This window comes from Elusimicrobiota bacterium, assembly GCA_041658405.1.
In the GTDB taxonomy this organism is placed as follows: Bacteria; Elusimicrobiota; UBA5214; order JBBAAG01; family JBBAAG01; genus JBBAAG01.
Window position 1 is genome coordinate 1 of record JBBAAG010000052.1, and the last position, 21,957, is coordinate 21,957.

21 protein-coding genes are annotated in these 21,957 nt (G+C 42.0%); 17 read left to right on the forward strand and 4 right to left on the reverse strand.

Features of this window, described 5'->3' with window-relative positions; translation table 11 throughout:
• Positions 1-36: 36 nt before the first annotated feature.
• The 4 genes from WC955_09120 to WC955_09135 all read right to left on the reverse strand — a co-directional run bounded on the left by WC955_09120 (position 37) and on the right by WC955_09135 (position 2,643).
• Positions 37-579 (reverse strand): D-lyxose/D-mannose family sugar isomerase, encoded by a 543-nt coding sequence (locus WC955_09120; protein ID MFA5859214.1) that lies wholly within the window; start codon positions 577-579, stop codon positions 37-39.
• Positions 576-1,604 (reverse strand): aldose 1-epimerase family protein, encoded by a 1,029-nt coding sequence (locus WC955_09125; protein MFA5859215.1) that lies wholly within the window; start codon positions 1,602-1,604, stop codon positions 576-578. The genes WC955_09120 and WC955_09125 overlap by 4 nt, the downstream gene beginning before the upstream one ends.
• Before the next feature lie 23 nt (positions 1,605-1,627).
• Positions 1,628-2,182: a hypothetical protein gene (locus tag WC955_09130; protein ID MFA5859216.1), complete on the reverse strand. Its 555-nt coding sequence runs from the start codon at positions 2,180-2,182 to the stop codon at positions 1,628-1,630.
• Positions 2,183-2,268: 86 nt separating this feature from the next.
• The gene (locus WC955_09135) at positions 2,269-2,643 is read right to left on the reverse strand and encodes a GIY-YIG nuclease family protein (GenBank protein MFA5859217.1); all 375 of its coding nucleotides are present in this window, start codon (positions 2,641-2,643) and stop codon (positions 2,269-2,271) included.
• 142 nt (positions 2,644-2,785) lie between these two features.
• Between WC955_09135 and WC955_09140 the strand changes: the two genes are divergently transcribed.
• The 17 genes from WC955_09140 to WC955_09220 all read left to right on the forward strand — a co-directional run.
• On the forward strand, positions 2,786-4,147 hold the full coding sequence (locus WC955_09140; protein ID MFA5859218.1) for an aspartate aminotransferase family protein: 1,362 nt from the start codon (positions 2,786-2,788) through the stop codon (positions 4,145-4,147).
• A 23-nt stretch (positions 4,148-4,170) separates the two neighbouring features.
• On the forward strand, positions 4,171-5,316 hold the full coding sequence (locus WC955_09145; GenBank protein ID MFA5859219.1) for a Gfo/Idh/MocA family oxidoreductase: 1,146 nt from the start codon (positions 4,171-4,173) through the stop codon (positions 5,314-5,316).
• A gap of 16 nt (positions 5,317-5,332) precedes the next feature.
• Positions 5,333-6,670 (forward strand): FGGY-family carbohydrate kinase, encoded by a 1,338-nt coding sequence (locus WC955_09150; protein ID MFA5859220.1) that lies wholly within the window; start codon positions 5,333-5,335, stop codon positions 6,668-6,670.
• Between the two features lie 43 nt (positions 6,671-6,713).
• Positions 6,714-7,661: a hypothetical protein gene (locus WC955_09155; protein MFA5859221.1), complete on the forward strand. Its 948-nt coding sequence runs from the start codon at positions 6,714-6,716 to the stop codon at positions 7,659-7,661.
• A 6-nt stretch (positions 7,662-7,667) separates the two neighbouring features.
• Positions 7,668-8,741, forward strand: coding sequence for an amidohydrolase family protein (locus WC955_09160; protein ID MFA5859222.1), 1,074 nt, complete (start codon positions 7,668-7,670; stop codon positions 8,739-8,741).
• An 89-nt stretch (positions 8,742-8,830) separates the two neighbouring features.
• Positions 8,831-11,563, forward strand: a complete 2,733-nt coding sequence (locus WC955_09165) for a YCF48-related protein (GenBank protein MFA5859223.1) — start codon at positions 8,831-8,833, stop codon at positions 11,561-11,563.
• A gap of 101 nt (positions 11,564-11,664) precedes the next feature.
• Positions 11,665-12,006 carry a DUF5674 family protein gene (locus WC955_09170; protein ID MFA5859224.1) on the forward strand — a complete coding sequence of 114 codons (342 nt, stop codon included), beginning with the start codon at positions 11,665-11,667 and terminating at the stop codon, positions 12,004-12,006.
• Positions 12,003-12,314, forward strand: coding sequence for a hypothetical protein (locus WC955_09175; protein MFA5859225.1), 312 nt, complete (start codon positions 12,003-12,005; stop codon positions 12,312-12,314). The genes WC955_09170 and WC955_09175 overlap by 4 nt, the downstream gene beginning before the upstream one ends.
• Entirely contained in the window at positions 12,305-13,657 is a 1,353-nt protein-coding gene (locus WC955_09180; GenBank protein ID MFA5859226.1) for a neutral/alkaline non-lysosomal ceramidase N-terminal domain-containing protein, read from the forward strand. The genes WC955_09175 and WC955_09180 overlap by 10 nt, the downstream gene beginning before the upstream one ends.
• 72 nt (positions 13,658-13,729) lie before the next feature.
• Positions 13,730-15,025 carry an alcohol dehydrogenase catalytic domain-containing protein gene (locus WC955_09185; protein MFA5859227.1) on the forward strand — a complete coding sequence of 432 codons (1,296 nt, stop codon included), beginning with the start codon at positions 13,730-13,732 and terminating at the stop codon, positions 15,023-15,025.
• Positions 15,026-15,041: 16 nt separating this feature from the next.
• Positions 15,042-15,983: a 1-phosphofructokinase family hexose kinase gene (locus WC955_09190; GenBank protein MFA5859228.1), complete on the forward strand. Its 942-nt coding sequence runs from the start codon at positions 15,042-15,044 to the stop codon at positions 15,981-15,983.
• Between the two features lie 32 nt (positions 15,984-16,015).
• The gene (locus tag WC955_09195; protein MFA5859229.1) at positions 16,016-16,984 is read left to right on the forward strand and encodes a thiamine pyrophosphate-dependent enzyme; all 969 of its coding nucleotides are present in this window, start codon (positions 16,016-16,018) and stop codon (positions 16,982-16,984) included.
• 49 nt (positions 16,985-17,033) lie between these two features.
• Positions 17,034-18,011, forward strand: a complete 978-nt coding sequence (locus WC955_09200; GenBank protein ID MFA5859230.1) for an alpha-ketoacid dehydrogenase subunit beta — start codon at positions 17,034-17,036, stop codon at positions 18,009-18,011.
• On the forward strand, positions 18,008-19,240 hold the full coding sequence (locus WC955_09205; GenBank protein MFA5859231.1) for a dihydrolipoamide acetyltransferase family protein: 1,233 nt from the start codon (positions 18,008-18,010) through the stop codon (positions 19,238-19,240). The genes WC955_09200 and WC955_09205 overlap by 4 nt, the downstream gene beginning before the upstream one ends.
• 19 nt (positions 19,241-19,259) lie before the next feature.
• Positions 19,260-20,615, forward strand: a complete 1,356-nt coding sequence (locus tag WC955_09210) for a family 20 glycosylhydrolase (protein MFA5859232.1) — start codon at positions 19,260-19,262, stop codon at positions 20,613-20,615.
• Between the two features lie 2 nt (positions 20,616-20,617).
• A complete protein-coding gene (locus WC955_09215; protein ID MFA5859233.1) occupies positions 20,618-21,316 on the forward strand; it encodes an AAA family ATPase in 699 nt (232 codons plus the stop codon).
• A gap of 7 nt (positions 21,317-21,323) precedes the next feature.
• Positions 21,324-21,957, forward strand: a 634-nt coding sequence (locus WC955_09220; GenBank protein ID MFA5859234.1) for a hypothetical protein, incomplete at its 3' end; no start/stop codon positions are given.

Sequence of the window (21,957 nt, forward strand, 5' to 3'; positions counted from 1 at the left end):
ATATTACCCGCACCAAACTGTACAGCTTTCTTCATCTTATTTTACCTTAGTAATCCTTTGTATTTCAGGATCAGTAAAAATATCGGCTTCATCCCTGCTTTTTGTAGAAAATTCTGATACTACCGCGCCTTTATCCCCTGCTTGAAACCAGTGGAGCGTGTTTGGTTTCAGTGTATACTGTTCCCCAGGGTTTAACACAACTTCATGCCAGGCTGTATAACACTTCACACGGTGCTTAGGTATTCTTGCTTTTGGGCGTACAACCTTTTTCCCCGGGACGTATAGATAAACCTTACCCCAACGGCAACGGAACGTTTCTTCTTTACCCTGTTCACCTTTTATTGGTGGATGACGGTGTTCCGGGCAGGTTTGATATGGGAATAAAACCAGCTCTTTTGCGCAGCAGCGCGTGGTGTTTACATAAACCAAAAGTTCTAGCCCGGTTTGGTTAAGTTCATTCAACCCGAAGTCTGCAACTTCTATACGGTTGAGTTCGGGTTTTGTTAACACAATCCCCGCGTTTTTGAAGTATACCAATGCGCGTTTCCGTGCTGATACAAACTGTTGTTTTGTAATCATATTTCTTCAACCCCGTACTCAATGTTAATCGTACGTTTTTCGCCGGGTTTAAGGTATCTTAACCTACCCTCTGCGCGTTCTTTTGCGCGGCCTTCCACAAAATTTGTTCCCGGTTCAAGGCCTAGGACATATGTTCCTTCACCCAGCATTTTCCATTGTATAAAACACGGTAGTTGACTAGTGTTGTACTTAATATAAAACCGTATACCAAGCCGTTTATTCTCAATCCCTACACGTACAGTACCGTCTTTTGCGGTGCGGAGTTTATGATAAAACACCTGTTCTTTATACCCGCGTACGGGTGTATGCATTTTTTGCCAGGTATTCAGTCCTTTTGCACCTTCAGCATCTCGTGGAGTAATTTTTACCGATGGGATTATGAGTTTACTTTCTTCAGATAACAGTGGGTATCCGAGGTTTGTGTGGTATAACATCATAAACTCTTTTTTCGTATCCGCACGGTTTTCTACGGTGTCTTCAATAAAAATTTTTGCGGTGCCTAAAGTTCCGCTGATTTTGCGTGTCATCCAGAGGTTTGAATTAAATATTGCGGCTTCCACCATTATACCGGTGATTGAAAATTTATAGTCATCACCAACCCATTCATTTTTTACGGCGACATTACGCGCAGGAGTGTTACCTAACCGCCCGTGGATACCTAGTTGTTGTCCATTGTCAGTACACGGCGCGCCAAAGTATGTTAGCCCGCAGGTGTTTAATAATCCAACATTATAGGAGTACAGCCATTCCAGCCCTGCGGGATTATAATACGACGGATGCGTAATGCCAGTGGGGGAAATATAGCATAACGGCATACCTTTGTATTCGGCATACGCAATATCCATTGCACGGTCAGGGACGACTGTGTAATTTAATCCCGTACCTGTGCGGATATCAGCAATACGTACCCCGCGTTCACGTCCATCCGCAAGTTCTGCGATACGTATACCTCCGAACTGCAGCATATCGCCTGTGCGGGAGGTTAACTGTTTTTTTGTTAATTTACTATAAAATATTTTTGGCATCTTTTATGGATCCTTAAAGTGTTTTAAAAGTTGTAATAAATCCCGCATTCACCGGTAAATTGTAACGACATACTATCATTTTTACCGACCCGGTTGTTGTTGTGGTTGATATACACAGCATAGCCAAACATTAGGTCTATCACTATATGCTCGTCAATCTTTACCTCTAGCCCGGGGCCAACGCCGAAATTGTTGTTAACTGATATATTGGTCGCCGTATAGGTTACTGGTATACTGTCTTTATCATTGTATTCTGTAATCGTACCTTCTCTTTGGTTATACCAGTTATGATAGCCTGCGTACATAAAAAGCCCGGTGGTTTTTGTGTCAATAAACTTTTTTAGGAATGTAAATCCTATACTGTTAGTGATAGTTGTATTGTCAACAAACGGAGCAAAGGTTACCTGTAAACCCATTGTTGGGTTGAACCATTTGCGGTAACTGAGCCCGTATCCGGTAACAAATCCGCCCCCTGCGCCTAACGAATTTTTATAATACGTTTCTTCCGCGGAGGCGATGGGGATATATACCAAAGAGAGCATAGTACAAGATAAAACCAGGGATAACACTTTTTTCATTTTTATCGGTTCTCCTTTTTCTTATCCGCAACTATAGTAAGTACAGTCGCGGGATGATAATAACATCATAATATTATACAAAAAAATTATACGGTACGTATTTTTTCGTTTTCGTTATAACACTTTTCCGCAAACGGACGGTATTTGTCGATCCACATGAGTTCAAGAATTGATAAGTCTTCGTCATAGTTGTACGCAACATCCTCTTTTTGTTTCAAAGTTTCAAGGATTTCAAATGTGAATGACGGTTCGCCGCCACCCTCAGTCCACTCGTTCTGCAATTCTTTATTTCTATGATTTCCTAGATTCAGCATAAACCTGTGGCGGTTGAATGCGCCGTCAATATTCAACGAACTGCCTAACAACACCTTCCCGGTTTTGTTGTTTTTAATGACAAAAACGCCTTTAACTGTCTGTATGTTTTTATATTCCTGCCTCAACTTTTTCTTATCAACCACCATAACATTCCTTTCTATACGTAGTACACCGCAGTTTTGGATATTGTGAAACACTATTGCAACATTATATAATGTAACATAGTTTAAAAAACAAAGATGTGTATTTTAGTATCAACGAAGGCCTATAAAAGGAGTTGTAAAAAAGATGAGTAAGTCTAAATCCTGGGCATCTGTAGATTTAACAAAAGTTCCAACCATAAAAGTTACCCCGCCGGGACCGAAGTCCAAACAAGTACACGAGCGTACTACCAAGTATTTCAAAGGCTTATCTTCGCAGGTAAAACTTTTCCCCGTAGTATTCGAGTCGGGGAAAGGCGTGACTTTGACCGACGTTGACGGGAATACCTACATCGACTTTTCTTCGGGAATATACGTTACAACACTAGGGCATTGCCATCCAAAGATTACGGAACAAGTGCAAAAATATGCGGGATTGCTGATGAATGCCCACGATTTTTCTACACCCATTAAGATGAAACTCGTAGAAAAATTGGCATCCATATTACCGAAAGGGCTTACCTGCATGCAGTTTTATGATAGCGGTACTGCTGCGGTGGAAGCCGGCCTCCGTGTGCTCCGCGCGGCAACCGGGAAGTATGAAGTTATGTCGTTCTATAACGATTTTCATGGTAAAACTTTAGGCGCAACCTCCTGTGCGTTGATGACCAAAGGGTCAGGATTGAGGGCACCCGGGTTTTTCCTTGCTCCGCGTCCGTATTGTTACCGCTGCCCGTTCAAAATGAAATATCCTGATTGCGGATTGTACTGCGCTGACTTTATAAAAACTGTTATCCAGCAGCAAGGGTCGGGTTCAATGGCTGGGATAATACTTGAACCTATCCAAGGCTGGGGCGGGTCAGTTATTCCTCCCGACGGGTTCATGCAAAAACTTAGGAAGATCTGTGATGAACTAAAAATATTGTTATACGCCGACGAAGTTCTTACTTCGATGGGAAGAACAGGGAAATGGTTAGCGATGAACCACTGGGATGTCGTTCCTGATATTGTAACTATGGGTAAAGGGTTTGGTAACGGATTCCCTGTTACCGCAATGGTAGCGCGGGAAGATTTTGGCGGGTTATTTGAATCCATAAGCGCATCAAGTTCTTATGGCGGTAATCCTATGGCCTGTGCAGCGGCATTAGCATCAATCGAAGTTATTGAAGAAGAGAACTTATTACAAAAATCGTTGGATCTCGGGAAATATATACTTAAACGGTTGAAAAAAATTGAGAAAACACATCATATAGTTGGTGAAGTACGCGGGAGAGGGTGTTTGCTAGGGATTGAATTGATTAAGGATAAGAAAACTAAAGAGCCGTTTAATGAAGCGGGAAAACTTATCTACCAAAAAGCTTTCCGGAAAGGGTTAGCGTGGATCCCAGCAGGGCATATCTTGCGGTTATCCCCGCCGATCGTTATGGATAACGAAGTTGCGGATAAAGGGTTGGATATTATTGAAGAAGCGATTTTTGAAGTAGAAAAAGAGTTTGGGTACACAAAGTAAGAGGTGGGGGGTGTAACGGTACAATGAAACGTAAAAAGGTTAAGTTCGGGATTATCGGGTTAGGCTTAATGGGCCGCGAGTTCGCGTCCTCCGTAGCGCGGTGGTGCCATTTACAGGATACCGGGCCAATACCCGTAGTTACAGGTGTATGTGACCGTAACCCTCAGGCAGTTGAGTGGTTCCAGCATAATGTTCCAACAGTTGAGGTTGTGACTGACAAATATATAGATCTTTTGGATACACACAAAGTTGATGCGATTTATTGTGCGGTACCGCATAATCTTCACGAAAAAATTTATATTGATGTTATTAATGCAAAGAAACACTTACTTGGTGAGAAACCGTTTGGTATAGATAAAAAAGCTAACTTCAACATTATAAACGCGGTCAACGCGAATCCCGGGGTGGTTGTGCGGTGTAGTTCAGAATTCCCGTATTTTCCCGGAGCAAAACGGTTATACGAATGGGCCCGCGAGAAACAGTATGGGCAGTTGATTGAAGTACGGTCCGGGTTCCATCATTCCAGTGATATGGATATCAAAAAACCAATCAACTGGAAACGTATGGTAGAAATTAATGGTGAGTACGGCTGTCTTGGCGATCTTGGGTTGCATACTCAGCATATACCGTTCCGGTTGGGGTGGATACCCAAGACCGTATCTGCAGACCTACAGAAAGTTGTTAATGAACGCCCTGATGTAAAAGGTAAAATGGTTCCCTGTAAAACCTGGGATAATGCGGTTGTTACCTGCAAATGTGTTGATGAAGATAATAATAAAACGTTTAGTTTGGTACTAGAAACAAAACGTATGGCACCCGGGGCAACAAATACGTGGTTTATCGAAGTGTATGGTACTCAGGGTTCCGCTAAGTTTTCAACACACGATCCCCGTGCGTTTGATTTTCTTGAGACCAAAGGGAAAGAGCAGGGATGGACCCGTATCGACCTTGGTTCACAGTCGTATATACCGTCAATCACCGGCGGGATTTTTGAGTTTGGCTTCTCTGACGCGTTCCAGCAGATGATCGCTGCGTTTATCCAGGAGTTTTGTGACGGCGGATCTACGCATCCGTTTAAGAATGTTTTACCCGAAGAAACTGTGTTAAGCCATATGGTATTAACTGCTGCAGTGGAATCCCATACCCGTGGTATGCGTGTGGAATTGTAATAGACACGATATTACCGTGGGTAAAAACATACGTAAGAATGTAAATACAGTCCTTGTTCTTGATATAGGCACCAGCGCGTATAAATGCGGGATTGTAAAAGTTGATGGAAATAAACTTATCTATTCTGCGACAGAACAGTTTAAGATTTCTTGTCCCAAAGAAGAACGGTGTGAAGTTGATTTTACCAGGTGTTGGGCATACGCCGCGCGTGTATTAAAAAAAGTTGTTAAAGAAGCTAACCGTATTGAAGCGAAAGTTGAGGCGGTATTGCTAACCAGCCAGGCACAAACGTTTGCGCCAGTAGATAAAAAGTTTAATCCGTTATCCGGCGGTATAGTATGGCTTGACTCCCGTGCGGAGGATGAGAGTGTTATACTCAATGAAAAACTTCCTGACTTTTGTCTAAGTGCCGGGTTTGACTCCCCAAAACCTGTGTTATACATTTCAAAACTTATGTGGCTGAAACGTAACTACCCGCAATTATTTAAAAAAACAATGTTTTTTCCGCATATCAACGAATACATTGGGTATCAATTAACCAGGAAGTTTTATACGGACTACACAAATTTTGGGATGTCCGGGATAATGGATATCCGCACAAAAAAGTTTAACCGTAAAGTTTTAAAAATACTTGGGCTAAAACAACCGCAGGTGCCGTTATTATATCCCGCATGCGGGAAAGGGTTTCCTGTAAAACAAAGTGTTGCTCAAAAATTGGGGTTAAAATCTATTCCGTTAGTTTATTACTGCGGTAATGACCAGTCATCTTCCGCTTCCGGAGCGGGTGTTACGCATGTGGGTGATGTAAGCATAAACTTCGGTACCGCAATGGTGGTTTACACTCTTACCCCTCAACCGTTAAACGAGGTTGGGGAAACCCAGATTATAGGGGTTAGCCCTATCGATGACAAGTATTTTGTTATATCCCTGGAATCACAGTTTGGAAGCGTAATTGATAAATTCAAGAATACGTATTTCCCGGAATTATCGTATAACGATGTGTACCGGATGTTTTATGGTAAACATCCGGGATTGCCGCATAGCGATAGCAGCGGGGATATAATAAAAATTGTGGGTGATACCGTTGTATTCGATGGTATGAGAACAAATCCTTATATTGCCGGAGAACTGTTGATACACCATTTTATTAACCGCGTAAAGTGTCATCTCCGTGAAATTAGCCACTGTGTGAATATAAGTAAGCTATATGTTTCCGGAGGTGCAACTAGGTCGGAAGTATGGATAAACATCTTACGTGAAACATTACCGTATGATATTGTAGTAGCAGCGGGTCAGAGGGATTCTGCACTGATAGGCGCTGCAAAGATTTATTCAAATACATTAGTGGTATAATGTCAAATATATAACGGGATTTCAGATAGTTTAAGGAGATAGTATGAAACAAACAAGTTTTAAGTTTAAACCGTCATTGCATGTACCGTTCCGTGATACCGGAGCAATTGCGCGTGTACGCGCGGTTAAACGCGCGGATATCGAAAAACATAGTAACCCGGACTACCGGATAAAAGTTTATCCTGACGCAGTTGTACCGTTTATATGGGTATCGCTGGTATTCAAGTATTTACGTGAAGCACTGGAGGCTGGGCGGGAATTTGTGCTTATCACACCCAACCCGAACCCTATGTATGCCCAGCTCGCGTATCTTATTAACCAGTACAAAGTTGACTGCAGGAAGTTGTATACATTTAATATGGATGAATACGCGGATGAAAATGGCCGTACAGCACCTGAGTCATGGCCGTTTGGGTTTATGTATGCGTTTAAAAAATATTTTTATGCTAACCTTAACTCCAAACTCCGCCCGCTGGAGAAACAGTGTTTTGGGCCGATGGATAAAAATATTAAGTTTTACGGTAAGATGATAGCGGACCACGGCGGTGCAGACCTCTGCCTCAGCGGGCCGGGATGGACAGGGCATCTTGCGTTCATTGACCCTGACTCCCCGGAGTATGATGGGAATAAGTATACGTTAGCGCAATGGAAAAAACTTGGGCCTAAGATTGTAACCCTCAGCCCGTTTACGATAGCACAAAATTCGTTGCATGGAAGTTTTGGTATGAGCGGCGATCTTTCAGCAGTACCGCCCCGTGCTGCAACCATAGGGCCAAATGAAGCTGTCAGTGCGAAACATAGAATCCAAACATTTTCTATCTCCGTACATAACACCCGTACTGCGTGGCAGCGTATGATTGCGCGGTTGGCAATGCACGGGCCGGTAACGCCGCTAGTGCCGGAATCTATCTGCCAAACATTACGTACTGACGTGTTGGTATCAGAAACTATTGCGGAAGATATTAAACCTGACTGGAATAAGGGGTATTGAGCTAACGTGAAGAAAAAAGGTGGAATGCTCCCGATAAAATATGTGTTATCCCCGACTTTGCCGGTAAATAAAAAGAAGGAGTTTATACGTTCTCTTTTCCTTCGGAAACCCGGCATCATTGACGCGCATACGCATATCGGGATATCGTTACGTAATTATGCACAGGGTGCATATCCCTACTGTATGAATTTTGAGGATTTAATCGTGCGGATGGATGTTTTAAACATTGCATATGCAATAGTTTTTGGGTTTGATTCCGCGTACTACGCTGCGCAGTGTAAACCAACTCCTAAGATAACACTTGACCGCCGGGTATCACGGTTCCCGTATGAAGTTGAGAACGTTAATTTATTGAGAGAAATATATGTTACGTTCCCGGAGTACGCCCATCGCGTAGTACCGTTTTTGTTATTCGACCCGGAACGCGAAGCTGAAAAACAAGTGGAGAATATTGAACGGTTAATGAAACAATACCCTGTGTTTGGATTGAAAACGATACCGTTTTATATACACTCATACATTCGCGGGTTGGAGAATAAAGGTAAGCCTATACTTAACCTGATGAAGAAATACGGTTTACCCGTAACTTTTCATTCTTCAGCTAGGAAAGAAGTTGATCCATGGTCATACGTCGGGGATATTCTTTCATTTGCGGAACGGAATCCTGAGATACGCGTTTGTATTGCGCATACCGCGCGGTTTGACCGCCACGCAATAGACCGCGCTGCTAAGTTATCCAATGTATGGATAGATTTATCTGCGTTTATCATACACTGCGAGCTTGCAGTAAACAAACATATGGCAGTTGCACGGGAATGTGATATTTTCAAGGCTGATTATCATAATCCTATTGATGTAATGAAAAAACTTGTGGAGTCATACTCCAACCTGTTTATCTGGGGGACGGATACTCCGTATTATTATTTTATTCAACAAAATTATACGGCACAGGGTAAAATCAGCGGGCTCGCTCTGCGTTGTGGGTACAACGAGGAAGTTGATTTGTTAAATTTGCTTGGGCTAAATTTGATAAAACAAATTTCTACAATAAATACAGTGAAGTACATTTTTGGGAAATAGAAAATAAATGGACATCATGAAATACACCCGTATATTAATCAGGGGTAGACTGTATCAATAAAAAACATTGTTTAATTATTATCAGTTGTATGTTACTAATTTTACCAGTAAGTTCTTTTGCGGGTTGGAAAGTTCAGCAATCTTATTTTAATATGATCCCCTATTTAGGAACTATGCACTTTATTGATAATAATACAGGTTTTATTGGTGGTATATTGGGAGCAATTTTACAAACATCGGACGGTGGTGATAGCTGGACAAGGATTAACATTCCATCAGATGTGGTTGTGACAGATTTGCAATTTCTAGACCAGAACATGGGATATATTACAGGAAACAAAACTTATCGAACTGATGACGGAGGAAATAGTTGGAAACTGGTAAGAAACGATGGGAATACTGTTGTTTACAAAACACTCTTTTTTGCCAATTCTTCACTTGGCTGGATTTGGGGAGAAAATGGGAATCAGAAGACATTTGACGGGGGGAAGACATGGGATAGCTATTTTCCTAATTTTCGTTCAATTTATGCTTTGAATGATCAAACTGGGTGGATGTTATTAAGTGGGGACTTGTATAAATATGAAAATTCCGGAATGTATTATTCTAAAATTTGTGAAAACCTTCATGCGGGTGGTATGTTTTTTGTTAACAGTTCCACAGGTTGGTTAACAGGGCAGTATGAGATATATAAAACGACTGACGGTGGATATTCTTGGGATGTGTATTCTACAACGAATAGCATGATTTATAATTATTTACAAAAGCCATATTTTATTAATCAATCAACAGGGTTTGCATTAATTTCAGTAGAAAACTTTAGCGCTATTGTGAAAACTACTGATAGCGGGATGTTTTGGCAATATTTGTATGTTAGTACAGCCCCAGATAACTTAATGCTTGATTATAAAATGAATGATTCAGGAATCGGATATACGCTTGGTCAACGTTTTTATGATAGTTTAACAATGCCAGTCCTTAAGAAGACAACAGATTATGGTTTGACCTGGGTTGAAAAAGATTTAGGGGGTAAAGCTTTTCCTTTTGATTCATGGTTTTTAAATAAAAGTACAGGTTTTGTTGTAGGGTGGTACGATCCGTTAATTGAAAAAAGTTATATCCAAAAAACCGTCAACGGCGGCAAAATATGGCAGAATGTCTTGATACCGGATACGACCAATATATTATTAAGTATCGGCTTTGCGGATAAAGAAAATGGAATGGCTACTGGATCAGGCGCAGATCTTTTTTATACATCTGATGGCGGCATTTCTTGGAACCGTAATCAATCCAATAATCTGACTTTTCAGGAAATATTTCCTGTCATTTCACAATACTATATTGCAGTCGGTGAGGAAATATGTAAATTGTCAGTCGATGGGACTATACTAAAGAATCATAATTTTGGATGTTTTTTTCATGATGTATATTTTATAAATGACAGCATTGGGTTTGCAGTAGGTAATAGTGGGAATATATATAAAACAAATGATAGTGGTACTTCATGGGTAAAATTAGAAAGTGGTTATACTAACGATTATTATTCAGTATTTTTCTTAACAGAATCAAAAGGCTGGGTGGGTTCAGAAGGGTTTGTTTTATATACAGATAATGGCGGTATATCGTGGACAAAATATACATCGAGTGATTTTGGGCAAGTACAAGATTTGTTTTTTATTAATGAATATGTTGGATGGGTAACTACTGAGAACAAAGTGTTGAGAAGTGTAAACGGCGGTAAATCATGGTGCAAACGAATTGGGGATTTTGAGCGTAGTTATTTTAAAACATCAATTAATTTTGTTGATAACAAAACGGGATGGATTTGTTGTGGAGGTGCGGTATTAAACACAACAGATGGCGACGGATATATGTTTGCAAAAGTTGATGGATATGTAAAAGATTGTTACGGAACTCCAATAAACAAAGCAAGTGTAATATTTGTAAACAACAGCACAAAAGCAGTATGCATCACTGATATTTTGGGATATTATAATGTCGACGATTTTCCAGTAGGTACATATGCTTTGCAAGCAACTGCTACGGGATATGAATCTGACCCACCGAAAGATATTTCCGTTCAAAGTTATTTTGTGAATCAGAATATAACCTTGTATCCAACTGCATTTAATAAGGTGGTATATAGTACTGGTGTGGTCGATGATACGATAGTAGTAATGTCAAAATCTTGTGAAATTAAGATAACTTTCCCGGTAAATTCATTTTCTGTTGATACTACAGTCAATGTATCTACTTTTAATCCACCAATATCATATTTACAGCCTAGTATAAAAGCATTAAATGTTGGCTTTGATATTCAAACAAGCAACAACCTGCAACCTCAAAAAGAAGTTACATTGGATATTAAATATAGTGATAGCGATGTACAACAACTTGATGAATCAAACGTTGCCATAGGTTCGTATGATGAAACCAATAGTACATGGAAAGTATTGCCGTCTACGGTGTATGTTAATGAAAATAAGGTTGTAGCGCAAACGACGCATTTAAGCAAGTTCGCACTTTTAGTACAAAAAGCTGCCTCACATTTGGGTAGCGTTTTAGCTTACCCAAATCCGTGTAAGTATAACCAAGGTGATTCTAAGATATACTTTTTGAATTTAACTAACAATATCGATATTACTCTATATAACATTTCTGGCGAAGTAGTTGATGTAATAATAGAAAATGATAATGATGGCAAAGCTGAGTGGGACTTAACAAACCATTCTCATGAAAAAGTGGCTAGTGGTATATATTTCTATGTTGTTTCAAATCAGCAAAATCAAAAAATTGCAGGTAAAATAGCAGTGATAAAATAAATTACTGAATTTTGTTGGTTATGTTATCATGGTATAATTGAAATATAAAATATAACCAATAATACGCTAAAGTACATTTTGGGAAGGACATTAACAAGTTTATGAAAATAATTGAAACTAAAATAGCAGAATCTGAACTTGCAGAAATTGCGAAATCAACGTTTGGCGATATGGTGAAAGCAGTAGTAGATGTTGGGCGCGAAGTGATTGCCATAGACGCTGAACTTCATTCTGATATTGAAGCTTATTTAATACAGGATGGTTCAAAACAAGAAAATTTGTGGGGAATAAACTTATATCCCGGTGTTGCCGGAGAAGAATTTGTTGAGTTTGACTCGTTGATAAACATTCGTCCTGCCTGTGGTAATAAAACTCGCGGAGTTGAGAGTGAAGAAGTTAGAAAAAGTATTTTGAAAATAGTAACAGTCAAGGTAGAACGATGAATCGTTGGCATGAATTTACACTAGTAACTCAGTTAGCAAATGCTGGCAGCGAGGTCAGCCGCGCGCTTAATTGGCGTGCTAAAAAAGATAAAGAACATCAGGAATCGTGTTATCGCCGCGCTATTGAGTTGATAGAACTTACTATCAGCGACCCAAAAAACCGTGAGCGTTTAAAAGAAGTTTTGCGTATAAAAGAAGCTTTGAACGACTTTTTTTGTGGACAAAATGAGTATAACACATCAGAAGAGTTTTGGCGTAAATATTTTCTGCAATTTGGGGTTTTAGCAAGGAGAAACAAATGGACATGATGCCGGGAGATTTAGCGATAGGTGTTGCGAAAGTTGATGTTACGCCGGACAAATCGCTTTTTTTGTTTGGGTATCCTCATGTTAAACGGTACAGTACAGGTGTGAATGATCCGTTATACGCATCAGTAATAGCGATTAGCGATCTTTTCCATCAGACAGTCATTTTTTGTTCTGTTGATATTATTTTTATTACCAAAAACATTGCTGCGAGAGTACGCGAAATCGTTACCCGCCGTACCGGTATTCCTGCGTCAAATATCAACATTGCGGCAACACACACGCATTCCGGCCCGATGACGGTCTATATGCTTTCCAACATGATTGACCCGCAGGTGCCAAAGGAAGATAAACAGTATGTCGACGAGCTGGTCAACAAAACAGCGGAGGCTATCATCAAAGCATACAAAACTCGTATACCGGCAGAACTTGCGGTAACCGTTGCCGACGGTACCGGCGTTGGGGGCAACCGCAGGATTAAAGGCGGGATAACTGACCCTGAAGTACCGGTGGTTATTGCAAGGGATATAGTGACTAAGAAAGTATTTGGGGTAATGATAATATACTGTATGCACCCGACAATTTTGCATGAGGACAGCACAAAATATTCGTCCGACTTTCCGGGGTATACACGGATGAGGATGAACTCGGTGCTGGGCCGCGATGTTGTTGTGGTATACCACACAGGACCCGAGGGTAATCAATCCCCGCGGTATTTCGCGAAGTCCAACACGTTTGATGAAGCGAAACGGGTGGGTTATATTTTGGGCGACAGGATTGTTAAAGCAGTGAAAACCGTATGTAGCTGCGAGTATACGTCAGCACTTACGGTGTCAGCAGTATCGGCCGGTGTGCCGTTAAAACTCAAAAAGTTTATGACAGTAAAAGCTGCCCAGGCAAAACTCGAAGCGGCCCACGCAAAACTTGACCGTCTCCGCGCAGAAAACGCGCCGCACGGCGTTGTGCGTACCGCCGAAGTGGACTGGTTCGGCGCGGAGGAAACGTTGTCCCTCGCGAGAATCAGTGCAAAAGGTATTGTAAAAAAACGCCTATCAACAATCGCACCGGGTGAAGTTATGGTGGTAAGGGTGGGACAATATTTGTTTATTACATTCCCAGGTGAATTTTTTGTGGAGTACTCGTTGGAAGTAAAAAAACGTGTAAAAAAGTATGGTAAAGCCTATGTCATAGCATTATCCAATGGAGAACTCCAGGGATATATGCCCACAAAAGAAGCTTTTGCGGAAGGCGGATATGAAGCATCAAATAGTATATTTTCACCTTCAATCGGTGAAGCATTTGTTAAAACTGCGGTTAAGAGTGTATTGAAAGCAGTGAAGAAATAGGTTTCATAAAAAATGTATAATAACAGTTTAATGAATACAGTAAAAAGGTTATGAGAAAGAAGGAACGAAAAAGTGAACTATCCACGGTTTGAAAAGTACAAAAATATTGGGGAAGATTATGTGATACCCAAAAAAATGAAAGCGGTTGCTATGAAAGAACCCGGGCTGGAGAACCTTAAAATTCTTGAATTGGACGTACCGTATCCCAATACAAACCAGCTGCTGGTTCGTGTGGATGCATGCACGATCTGTACGTCCACCCTGAAAATCCTTGCCCAGGGTAAGGAGCATACGTATATCAACGGATGGCCGATTGAGAGTCATCCTGTGATCCTTGGTGATGAAGGATCATTGACTGTAGTTAAAGTCGGGCAGAACCTGCAGAATAAATATCAAATCGGTGAAAAACTGTGTGTCCAGCCGGCAGTTGATCATGCACCGATTAACCACCGCGAGTTTTATCGTAATGTTGAAACTATGAATAAAACAGCGGTTGGGTATACACTTGGCGGTCATCTATCGGAGTATATGCTGATAATGGAAGAAGTGATTGAGTCTAATTGTTTAGTAAAATTACCTTCACAGACATTGGGGTATTACGAAGTATCATTATCCGAACCAGTTTCCTGTTGTGTATCAGCTCAGGATCATCATGTGCATTTGATATTCAACCCGTCAACCGGTGAACGCGTAGCTGTAAAAGGGTTACTCAAAAATGGTGTTACCGCAGTTTTTGGTGCAGGTGTTATGGGACGGTTACACGCGGAAGTTGCAATGTCATACTCACCAAAACACCTTTTTGTGTTTGATATCAACCCAAACCGGTTTGAGTGGATAACATCACGGTTGTCGTCACAAGCAAAAAAAATGGGTGTTGCTCTTCATTGCGAACTTATAACACCGGATATCGCGAATACTGTTTACAAAATCACGGGTCAAAACTTTGCGGATGATATTATTGATGCTACAGGCAGTGCGCGTGCACAGGAAAACGTTTTTGGTTTAGCTGGGCGCGGGAGTGTGGTTAATACGTTTGGCGGGTTAAAAGTAGGGGAGCATGTGGTTGGGATTGATCTCCGAAAAGTGCATTATTCTGAGATGATAATCACGGGTTCCAGCGGTGGTAACTGGGGTGATACCGTTAAAGTACTGGATCTTGTGAATCAGGGGAGTATAAGGTTAGGGACACAGATACGGTTAGTTGGTGATTTAACGCATGCAGTTAAGTTTCTTGAACTCATGAAACAAGGGAAGATTGATGGTAAAGCTATTGTGTATCCGCACACAAAGATGGATAAACCGTATGAAGTACCGGATGAATGGTCTTGCGAGAAAGAGATTGAGCATCTCGATAAAACGTTGATCTAAGACATAATTGGAGAGCATGAAAAAAGAAAAGTTAATACTTACTGTTACACTAAACCCTGCGGTTGACAAGTTTCTTTATGTTAATGGGTTTAAGGTTAATACTGACCACCGTGCGGAATGCGTGTCTAACACCGCGGGGGGTAAAGGGTTGAACGTTTCCCGTGCAGTGAAAGCGCTAGGCGGGAAAACATTAGCGACCGGTATTCTTGGAGGGACATCCGGAATGTTTATTAAACATAAACTGGATACCGAAAAATTACCTCATGATTTTTATTTTTGTACGGAAGAAACACGGACTAATGTTACGGTTGTGGATACAAAAAATTGGAAGTTTACGCGTGTGCTTGAACCCGGGTTGAAAATTGACAATACAGGGATTACCGGTTTCCGCAAAAAGTTTGTGCACCTGCTTCCCCGTGCTGGTTGTGTGGTGTTCACCGGTAAGCTTTTACCAGGGATTACTGAAAAATATTATGCCGGTCTTATCAAATTAGCGAATAGATATGGGGTACTGACAATCCTTGATGCTGGCGGGAAAACTTTGCGGGATTGTATCTCCGCAAAACCGTATATGATAAAACCTAACCTATCTGAACTTGAAAGTTTTGTTGGTAAGACAATCCGTACCCCGGAGCACCTGCGCCGTGTATGCGAGGGTATCCATAGGAAAGGTGTGAAATTAGTGGTTGTTAGTATGGCGGAAAAAGGGTTGTTAGTATACAACGGAAAAAAATTTATTACTGCGAAACCTCCGGTGATAAAAGCGCAGAGGACTAATGTCGGGCTTGGGGATTCGCTAGTTGCGGGGTTTGCTTATGCGTTGACGCATGATATGAGTTTTATGATAGCAGTACGGTTTGCCACGGCAGTAAGCGCAGCATCTGTGATATCCTCAACACCAGGATTGTGTAACCCCCGTGATGTTGTTAAAATGTATAAAAAGATAGTAATTGTTTAAGAATAAGTTAAAAGGGAAGGAATTAATTATTAATGACAACAAATTCAATTAAAAAAAACACTGCGTTGTTTTATCTCAAACAAATGATGCAGATTCGGCAGTTCGAAGATAAGATTATGGACCTGTTAGCGCAAAACATTGCGGAAGGCGGGTCACACCTATACGCCGGGGAGGAAGCTGTGGCGGTTGGCGCGATGGCGGCAATAAACCCGGATGATTTGATTACAAGTACACACCGTGGACACGGGCATTGCCTTGCGAAAGGCGGAAAACTCCCGGAACTTATGGCAGAAATTCTTGGTAAATCTACGGGCTGTTGTAAAGGCAAAGGCGGGTCATTGCATCTCGCGGACTTATCAACTGGAAACTTAGGAGCGAACGGCGTTGTTGGCGGCGGGTTTGGTATCGCAACCGGCGCGGCATTGGCGCAGCAGATGCAGAAAACCGGGAAAGTAGTGTTATGTTTCTTTGGTGACGGTGCGATTAACCAGGGCCTTTTCCATGAATGCGCAAATATGGCGGGCACGTGGAAACTGCCGTTAGTGTTTGTTTGTGAAAACAATCTATACGGGATGTCAGTATCGCTTAAACGCGCATGCGCGGTACAGGATCTTACCAAACGCGCAGCGTCGTATGATATGCCGTCGGATTGTTGTGACGGGCAGGACGTAGAAGCTGTCCGAGAGATGGTATCAAAATGGGCAAAATACTCAAGGGAAGGTAACGGCCCGGCTCTTGTTGTCGCAAACACATACCGGTACTACGGGCATTCACGCAGTGATCCACGTGCGTACCGTACCAGGGACGAGGAAAAGTATTGGAAGGAACGCGATCCTATTATATTATTCGGCAAAAAATGTGTGGCGTCAAAAGTGTTGACACAAAAAGAAGTTGAGACGCTGGACGCTGATGTACGCGCGGAAATCGACGCGGCAGTAAAGTTCGCCGTTGATAGCCCGTTACCGCGGCCGGAAGAACTTTACGACGATTTGTACGCGTAATAATGTTGTGGTTAATGACAAAAAATTATTGAAAAGGATGATATAAAAAATGCGCGAAATTATGTACTGGCAAGCGATTAACGAAGCGTTGAACGAAGAAATGGCGCGTGACAAAACAATATTTGTCATGGGCGAAGACGTTGCAATCTACGGCGGTGCGTACGGCGTTACCCGCGGATTATACGAAAAGTATGGGGAGGAACGCGTGCGGGACAGCGCGATTTCCGAAGCCGCGATTGTCGGCGCAGGCCTCGGTGCTGCGATGACCGGCATGCGGCCGGTGGTTGAGATTATGTACGTCGACTTTATGGGTATTGCGATGGACCAGCTTAATAACCAGGTTGCAAAGATACGGTATATGTTCGGTGGTAAGTGTAAAGTTCCGATGGTCATCCGAACGGAAGGCGGGGCAGGGCGTACTCTTGGCGCGCATCATTCGCAAAGCCTGGAAGCATGGTTTATGCATATTCCCGGGATAAAAGTTGTTATGCCGGCAACGCCGTACGACGCAAAAGGGTTACTAAAATCCGCGATCCGGGAAGATAATCCTGTAATGTTTATTGAACACAAGATGTTGTATAACACAAAAGGTCAAGTGCCGGAGGTCGGGGACGATTATGTTATCCCCATCGGTAAAGCGGATATTAAACGTAAAGGTGAGGACGTTACGATAATCGCGCATTCCCGCGCTGTGCTACGTGCAATGGAAGCGGCGAAAGAGTTGGAACAAGAAAATGTTAATGTCGAAATTGTCGACCTCCGCACAATACTGCCGTTGGATATCGAAACTATTGTTGAGTCGGTAAAGAAAACTAACCGCGTGCTTATCGTATCTGAAGAAACGAAGACAGGCTCTACCAGCGCGGAAGTTGCGATGCAGATTATAGAGCACGCGTTTGATTATCTTGACGCGCCAATCGCGAGGCTCAACGGCGCGGATGTACCGATGCCAAAAAGCCCGGTACTCGAAGCGTTAGCAATCCCGCAGAAAAATGATATCGTGAAAGCAGTGAGGGAACTTTTATGATTACCCCGATAAAAATGCCGAAGCTCGGTGAAACTATGGAAACCGGTAAGCTTATTGGCTGGAAAAAACGTGAAGGTGATAAGATTAAAAAAGACGATGTGTTGCTGGAAGTAAGTACGGATAAAGCAACGTTTGAGGTTGAAGCTCTGCAATCCGGGATACTGCGTAAAATCATTGTCCCGGATAAAACTGATAATGTTCCGGTTCTATCCGTTATCGGCTATCTTGCGGATAAAATGGATGAACCTCTGCCAAAGATTGAAACTCCCTCAGAGGTTCCCGTACCAATACCGGTATCAGCGCCGGTAAAAGAGTCTGCTCCAGTCCCTGTGATGCCAATAAAAACTGAAACTCCTGAAAAAAAAAGTGGTAAAAACAAACGGGTGCGTATTTCCCCGCTTGCACGTAAACTCGCTAATGACAGAGGTGTGGATATAACCTCTCTCCGCGGGTCAGGCCCTATGGGACGTATTGTAAAACACGACGTTATCAACGCTGCAGGCCAATCAGGTGGTTTAGTAAAAAAAGTTGTGATTAATATTCCTGCAGGAATCGAAGCGAAAGATATTGCGTTATCCCCTATGCGCAAAACTATAGCTCAGAGGTTAACAAAAAGTAAGTCAGAAATCCCGCATTACTATCTTCTAACCGCAGTCGATATGACATCTGTGATGATAAAACGTACTGCATTGATGAACGACTTCCCGACAGTAAAAATTACAGTTAGCGATTTTATTACCAAAGCCGTAGCATTATCTATCCGCTGCTACCCTTTGATGAACAGCGCATGGCAAGGTGATAAAATTATACAGTACGGCAATATTAATATTGGCTTTGCTGTGGCATTACCCGACGGACTGATTGTCCCGGTGATACCAAACGCGGATAACAAAAGTATTTCCGAACTTGCACAGGAACGCGTGGCAGCGGTTACCCGTGCGAAAGCTATGAAGGTAACTCCCGCGGAGATGTCCAGCGGGACATTTACAATAACAAACCTCGGTATGTACGGTATTGAAAGTTTTTCCGCAATTATAAATCCTCCGCAAGTCGGTATCCTTGCAGTTGGTGCGATTAAGGATAAGCTGGTAGTAGATAACGGTGCGATGATTATCCGTAAGATGATGAAGTTAAACCTTTCCGCGGACCACCGCGTGATTGACGGCGCATACGGCGCGGAGTTTATTAATCAGGTAAAAACAATACTCGAACATTTTGAAGAGTGGTAATATTTTATAAGGAGACTAAATGAAACTATTTGAAAACAAGAAGCCCGTTACCAAAATCCGTGGGGTACATCTTGACCTAAAAGGTATGCCGCCTACGGAAACACAGTTTTTGCGGTTACTAGATTATTTTAAAGAATTACGCCTTAACTGCGTGTTAATTGAGTGGGAAGATATGTACCCTTGGAAACTGCATCCCGAATTCCGGAATTCTACTGCGTACACCGAAAAAGAAGTGGACACTTTTCTCTCACGCGCAGAAAAAAACGGGATCGAAGTTATACCGCTAGTACAGTCCTACGGGCATTTAGAGACTGTATTGTCAAAACCTAAATTCAGGCATATGCGTGAGATGCCGGATATTGTAAGCGAAATCTGTCCCTGTAAAAAAGGCGCACAGGAAGTTGTTGTTGACCTTGTCCGTGATGTTTTAAGGACGCATGAGGGACGGATAAAGTATTTCCATATCGGCGGTGATGAAGCATGGTCGTTAGGCACGTGTCCCCAATGTAAAGCGTTTGTAAAGAAGTATGGGAAAGGTGAATTGTATCTTAAACAACTTACCCCGGCATTAGATTATGCTATCTCAAAAGGTGTCCGCCCGATATTGTGGGACGATATGATGCGCCACTGGACAGTAGCGGATGTAAAAAAGATTGCGAAAAAAGCTGACCTCATGGCATGGACATACCAAGGCGAGGTGTATAGCAGGATAAAACCTGAAATGTTTGAACTATTCAAAAAAGGCGGGGTAACGTTATGGGGTGCAGGTGCGTATCGCGGGGCAATTGGGCCGTTTGCAGACGTAACTCATGAACATGTGCATGCAGAAAACATGCTTTCATGGACAAAATTGGTAAAGAAACACAACTTTACCGGAATAGTAGCGACAGGATGGGCGAGATACTCAACATTTATCGTACCATGTGAAACAAACGAATCGTGCTTAGCATCGTTAGCGCTTACAAGCAAGATTATGTGGGATGGGAAGTATAAAAAAGACGATGTCGAAAAAGTGAAAGGGTTCGTAAGCAAAGGTTTTGCCGGGAAAAACATTGCTTCAATATACTTGCGATGCCGTCACGCGTCTGAAGAAATGGCAAAATGGCGTTCCACGATGGCATCGTGTTTCTTTTGCCTCACGTATCTTGCGATGCTCGCAGGCGAACCCGGCCGCATTGATATTCATAAACACAAAGAACGTTTACTTAGATTGAAAAACACGCTTGAGAAACGTAAAGCTTTAGCGGTACTATTTACATCTGCGTATATTGGATTAATCCCTGCGATATGGATAAAAAATTATTTAACGTCTCGGTTTTTACCGGAACTTCATCACGCAGCAATGTGTTTTAGTAAAAAGAAAACAGTATTGTAAATGTGTTTATAAAAGAAGTTGAGGTTAATAATTCCAAATTCCCGGATGTTGACGCGTACCCGTTCAACGTCGGCCTTCTGAGGAAAACAAAAATAATTGATTTTTCCCCGGGTGTAACATTTTTTATCGGGGAAAACGGTACCGGTAAATCTACGGTCCTGCGTGCAATCGCGCAAAAGGTTGGTGTGCATCTGTGGGAAGACGCGCAGCATAAGGTGTTTAAGTATAATAAGTACGCCGGTATGCTGCATAAATATATCAATATTAAATGGATAGGTTTACCTGTTAAGGGTTCATTTTTCTCATCCGAAAATTTCGCAACCTACGCGCGGATGGTAGACGATTGGGCAATCTCTGACCCCGGGATGTTGAAACATTACGGCGGGGAGTCGTTGGTAACAAAATCGCATGGGCAGTGTAATATGGCATTTTTTGTTAACCGCTACAAAATCAAGGGAGTACATTTTCTTGATGAACCAGAAACCGCGTTATCCCCAAAAAAACAGTTGGAATTACTCGGGGTTATCCGTAAAAGTATTGCTTCCGGGAATACTCAGTTCATTATTGCCACGCACTCGCCGTTAATCCTGTCATATGAAGGAGCGAAGATATTGAGTTATGACCACGTACCTGTAAAAACAGTTGAGTACAGGGATACTGAATACTATAGAATATACAAAAACTTTTTCTCCGGGAAATGAGGCGGTTTTGTTTAATAAAGAAGTGTTTTTAAGATCATACAACCGAAGAGATATATTCGAAGAACTTAATCCCGATATAAAAACCGTGGATGCTGCAAAACGACTGCCGGGTACTTCTAATGTGTTGAATATGACAGCGGATATTCTTAACGGCCTAGAAAATATTCCATTGATGCCGTATACACTGTATCGCGAATTTGAGGTTAAAGGTACGCGTAACGGGTATCAGGATCCGTATTTTCTTAAACGCTCAAGGTTAGCGGCAATGGTTGTACATACAGTGTTTGGCGGGCGTAACGATCTCGGTGATCGTATTAATGATTACCTGTGGAGCATCTGCGAAGAAACAGTATGGGTTCTGCCGGCGCATAAGAATATCGGGATTGACCTTGCTGCAACAGAAACTTCGTTGATGCTTGCGGAAATTTTGCGTTTACTTGATACTGTAATACCCGCGGAAATACACGAACGCGTAACACATGAAATCTATACCCGTGTACTTAATCCGTACATCGAAAATCCTCAAAGTTATTGGTGGAATAAAAAAGAAAATATTAATAACTGGTGCGGTGTGTGTAATGGTAAAATTGGCGCAACGCTGTTGCATCTTGAAGAAGATACGGATAAACTCGTGGCTGGGT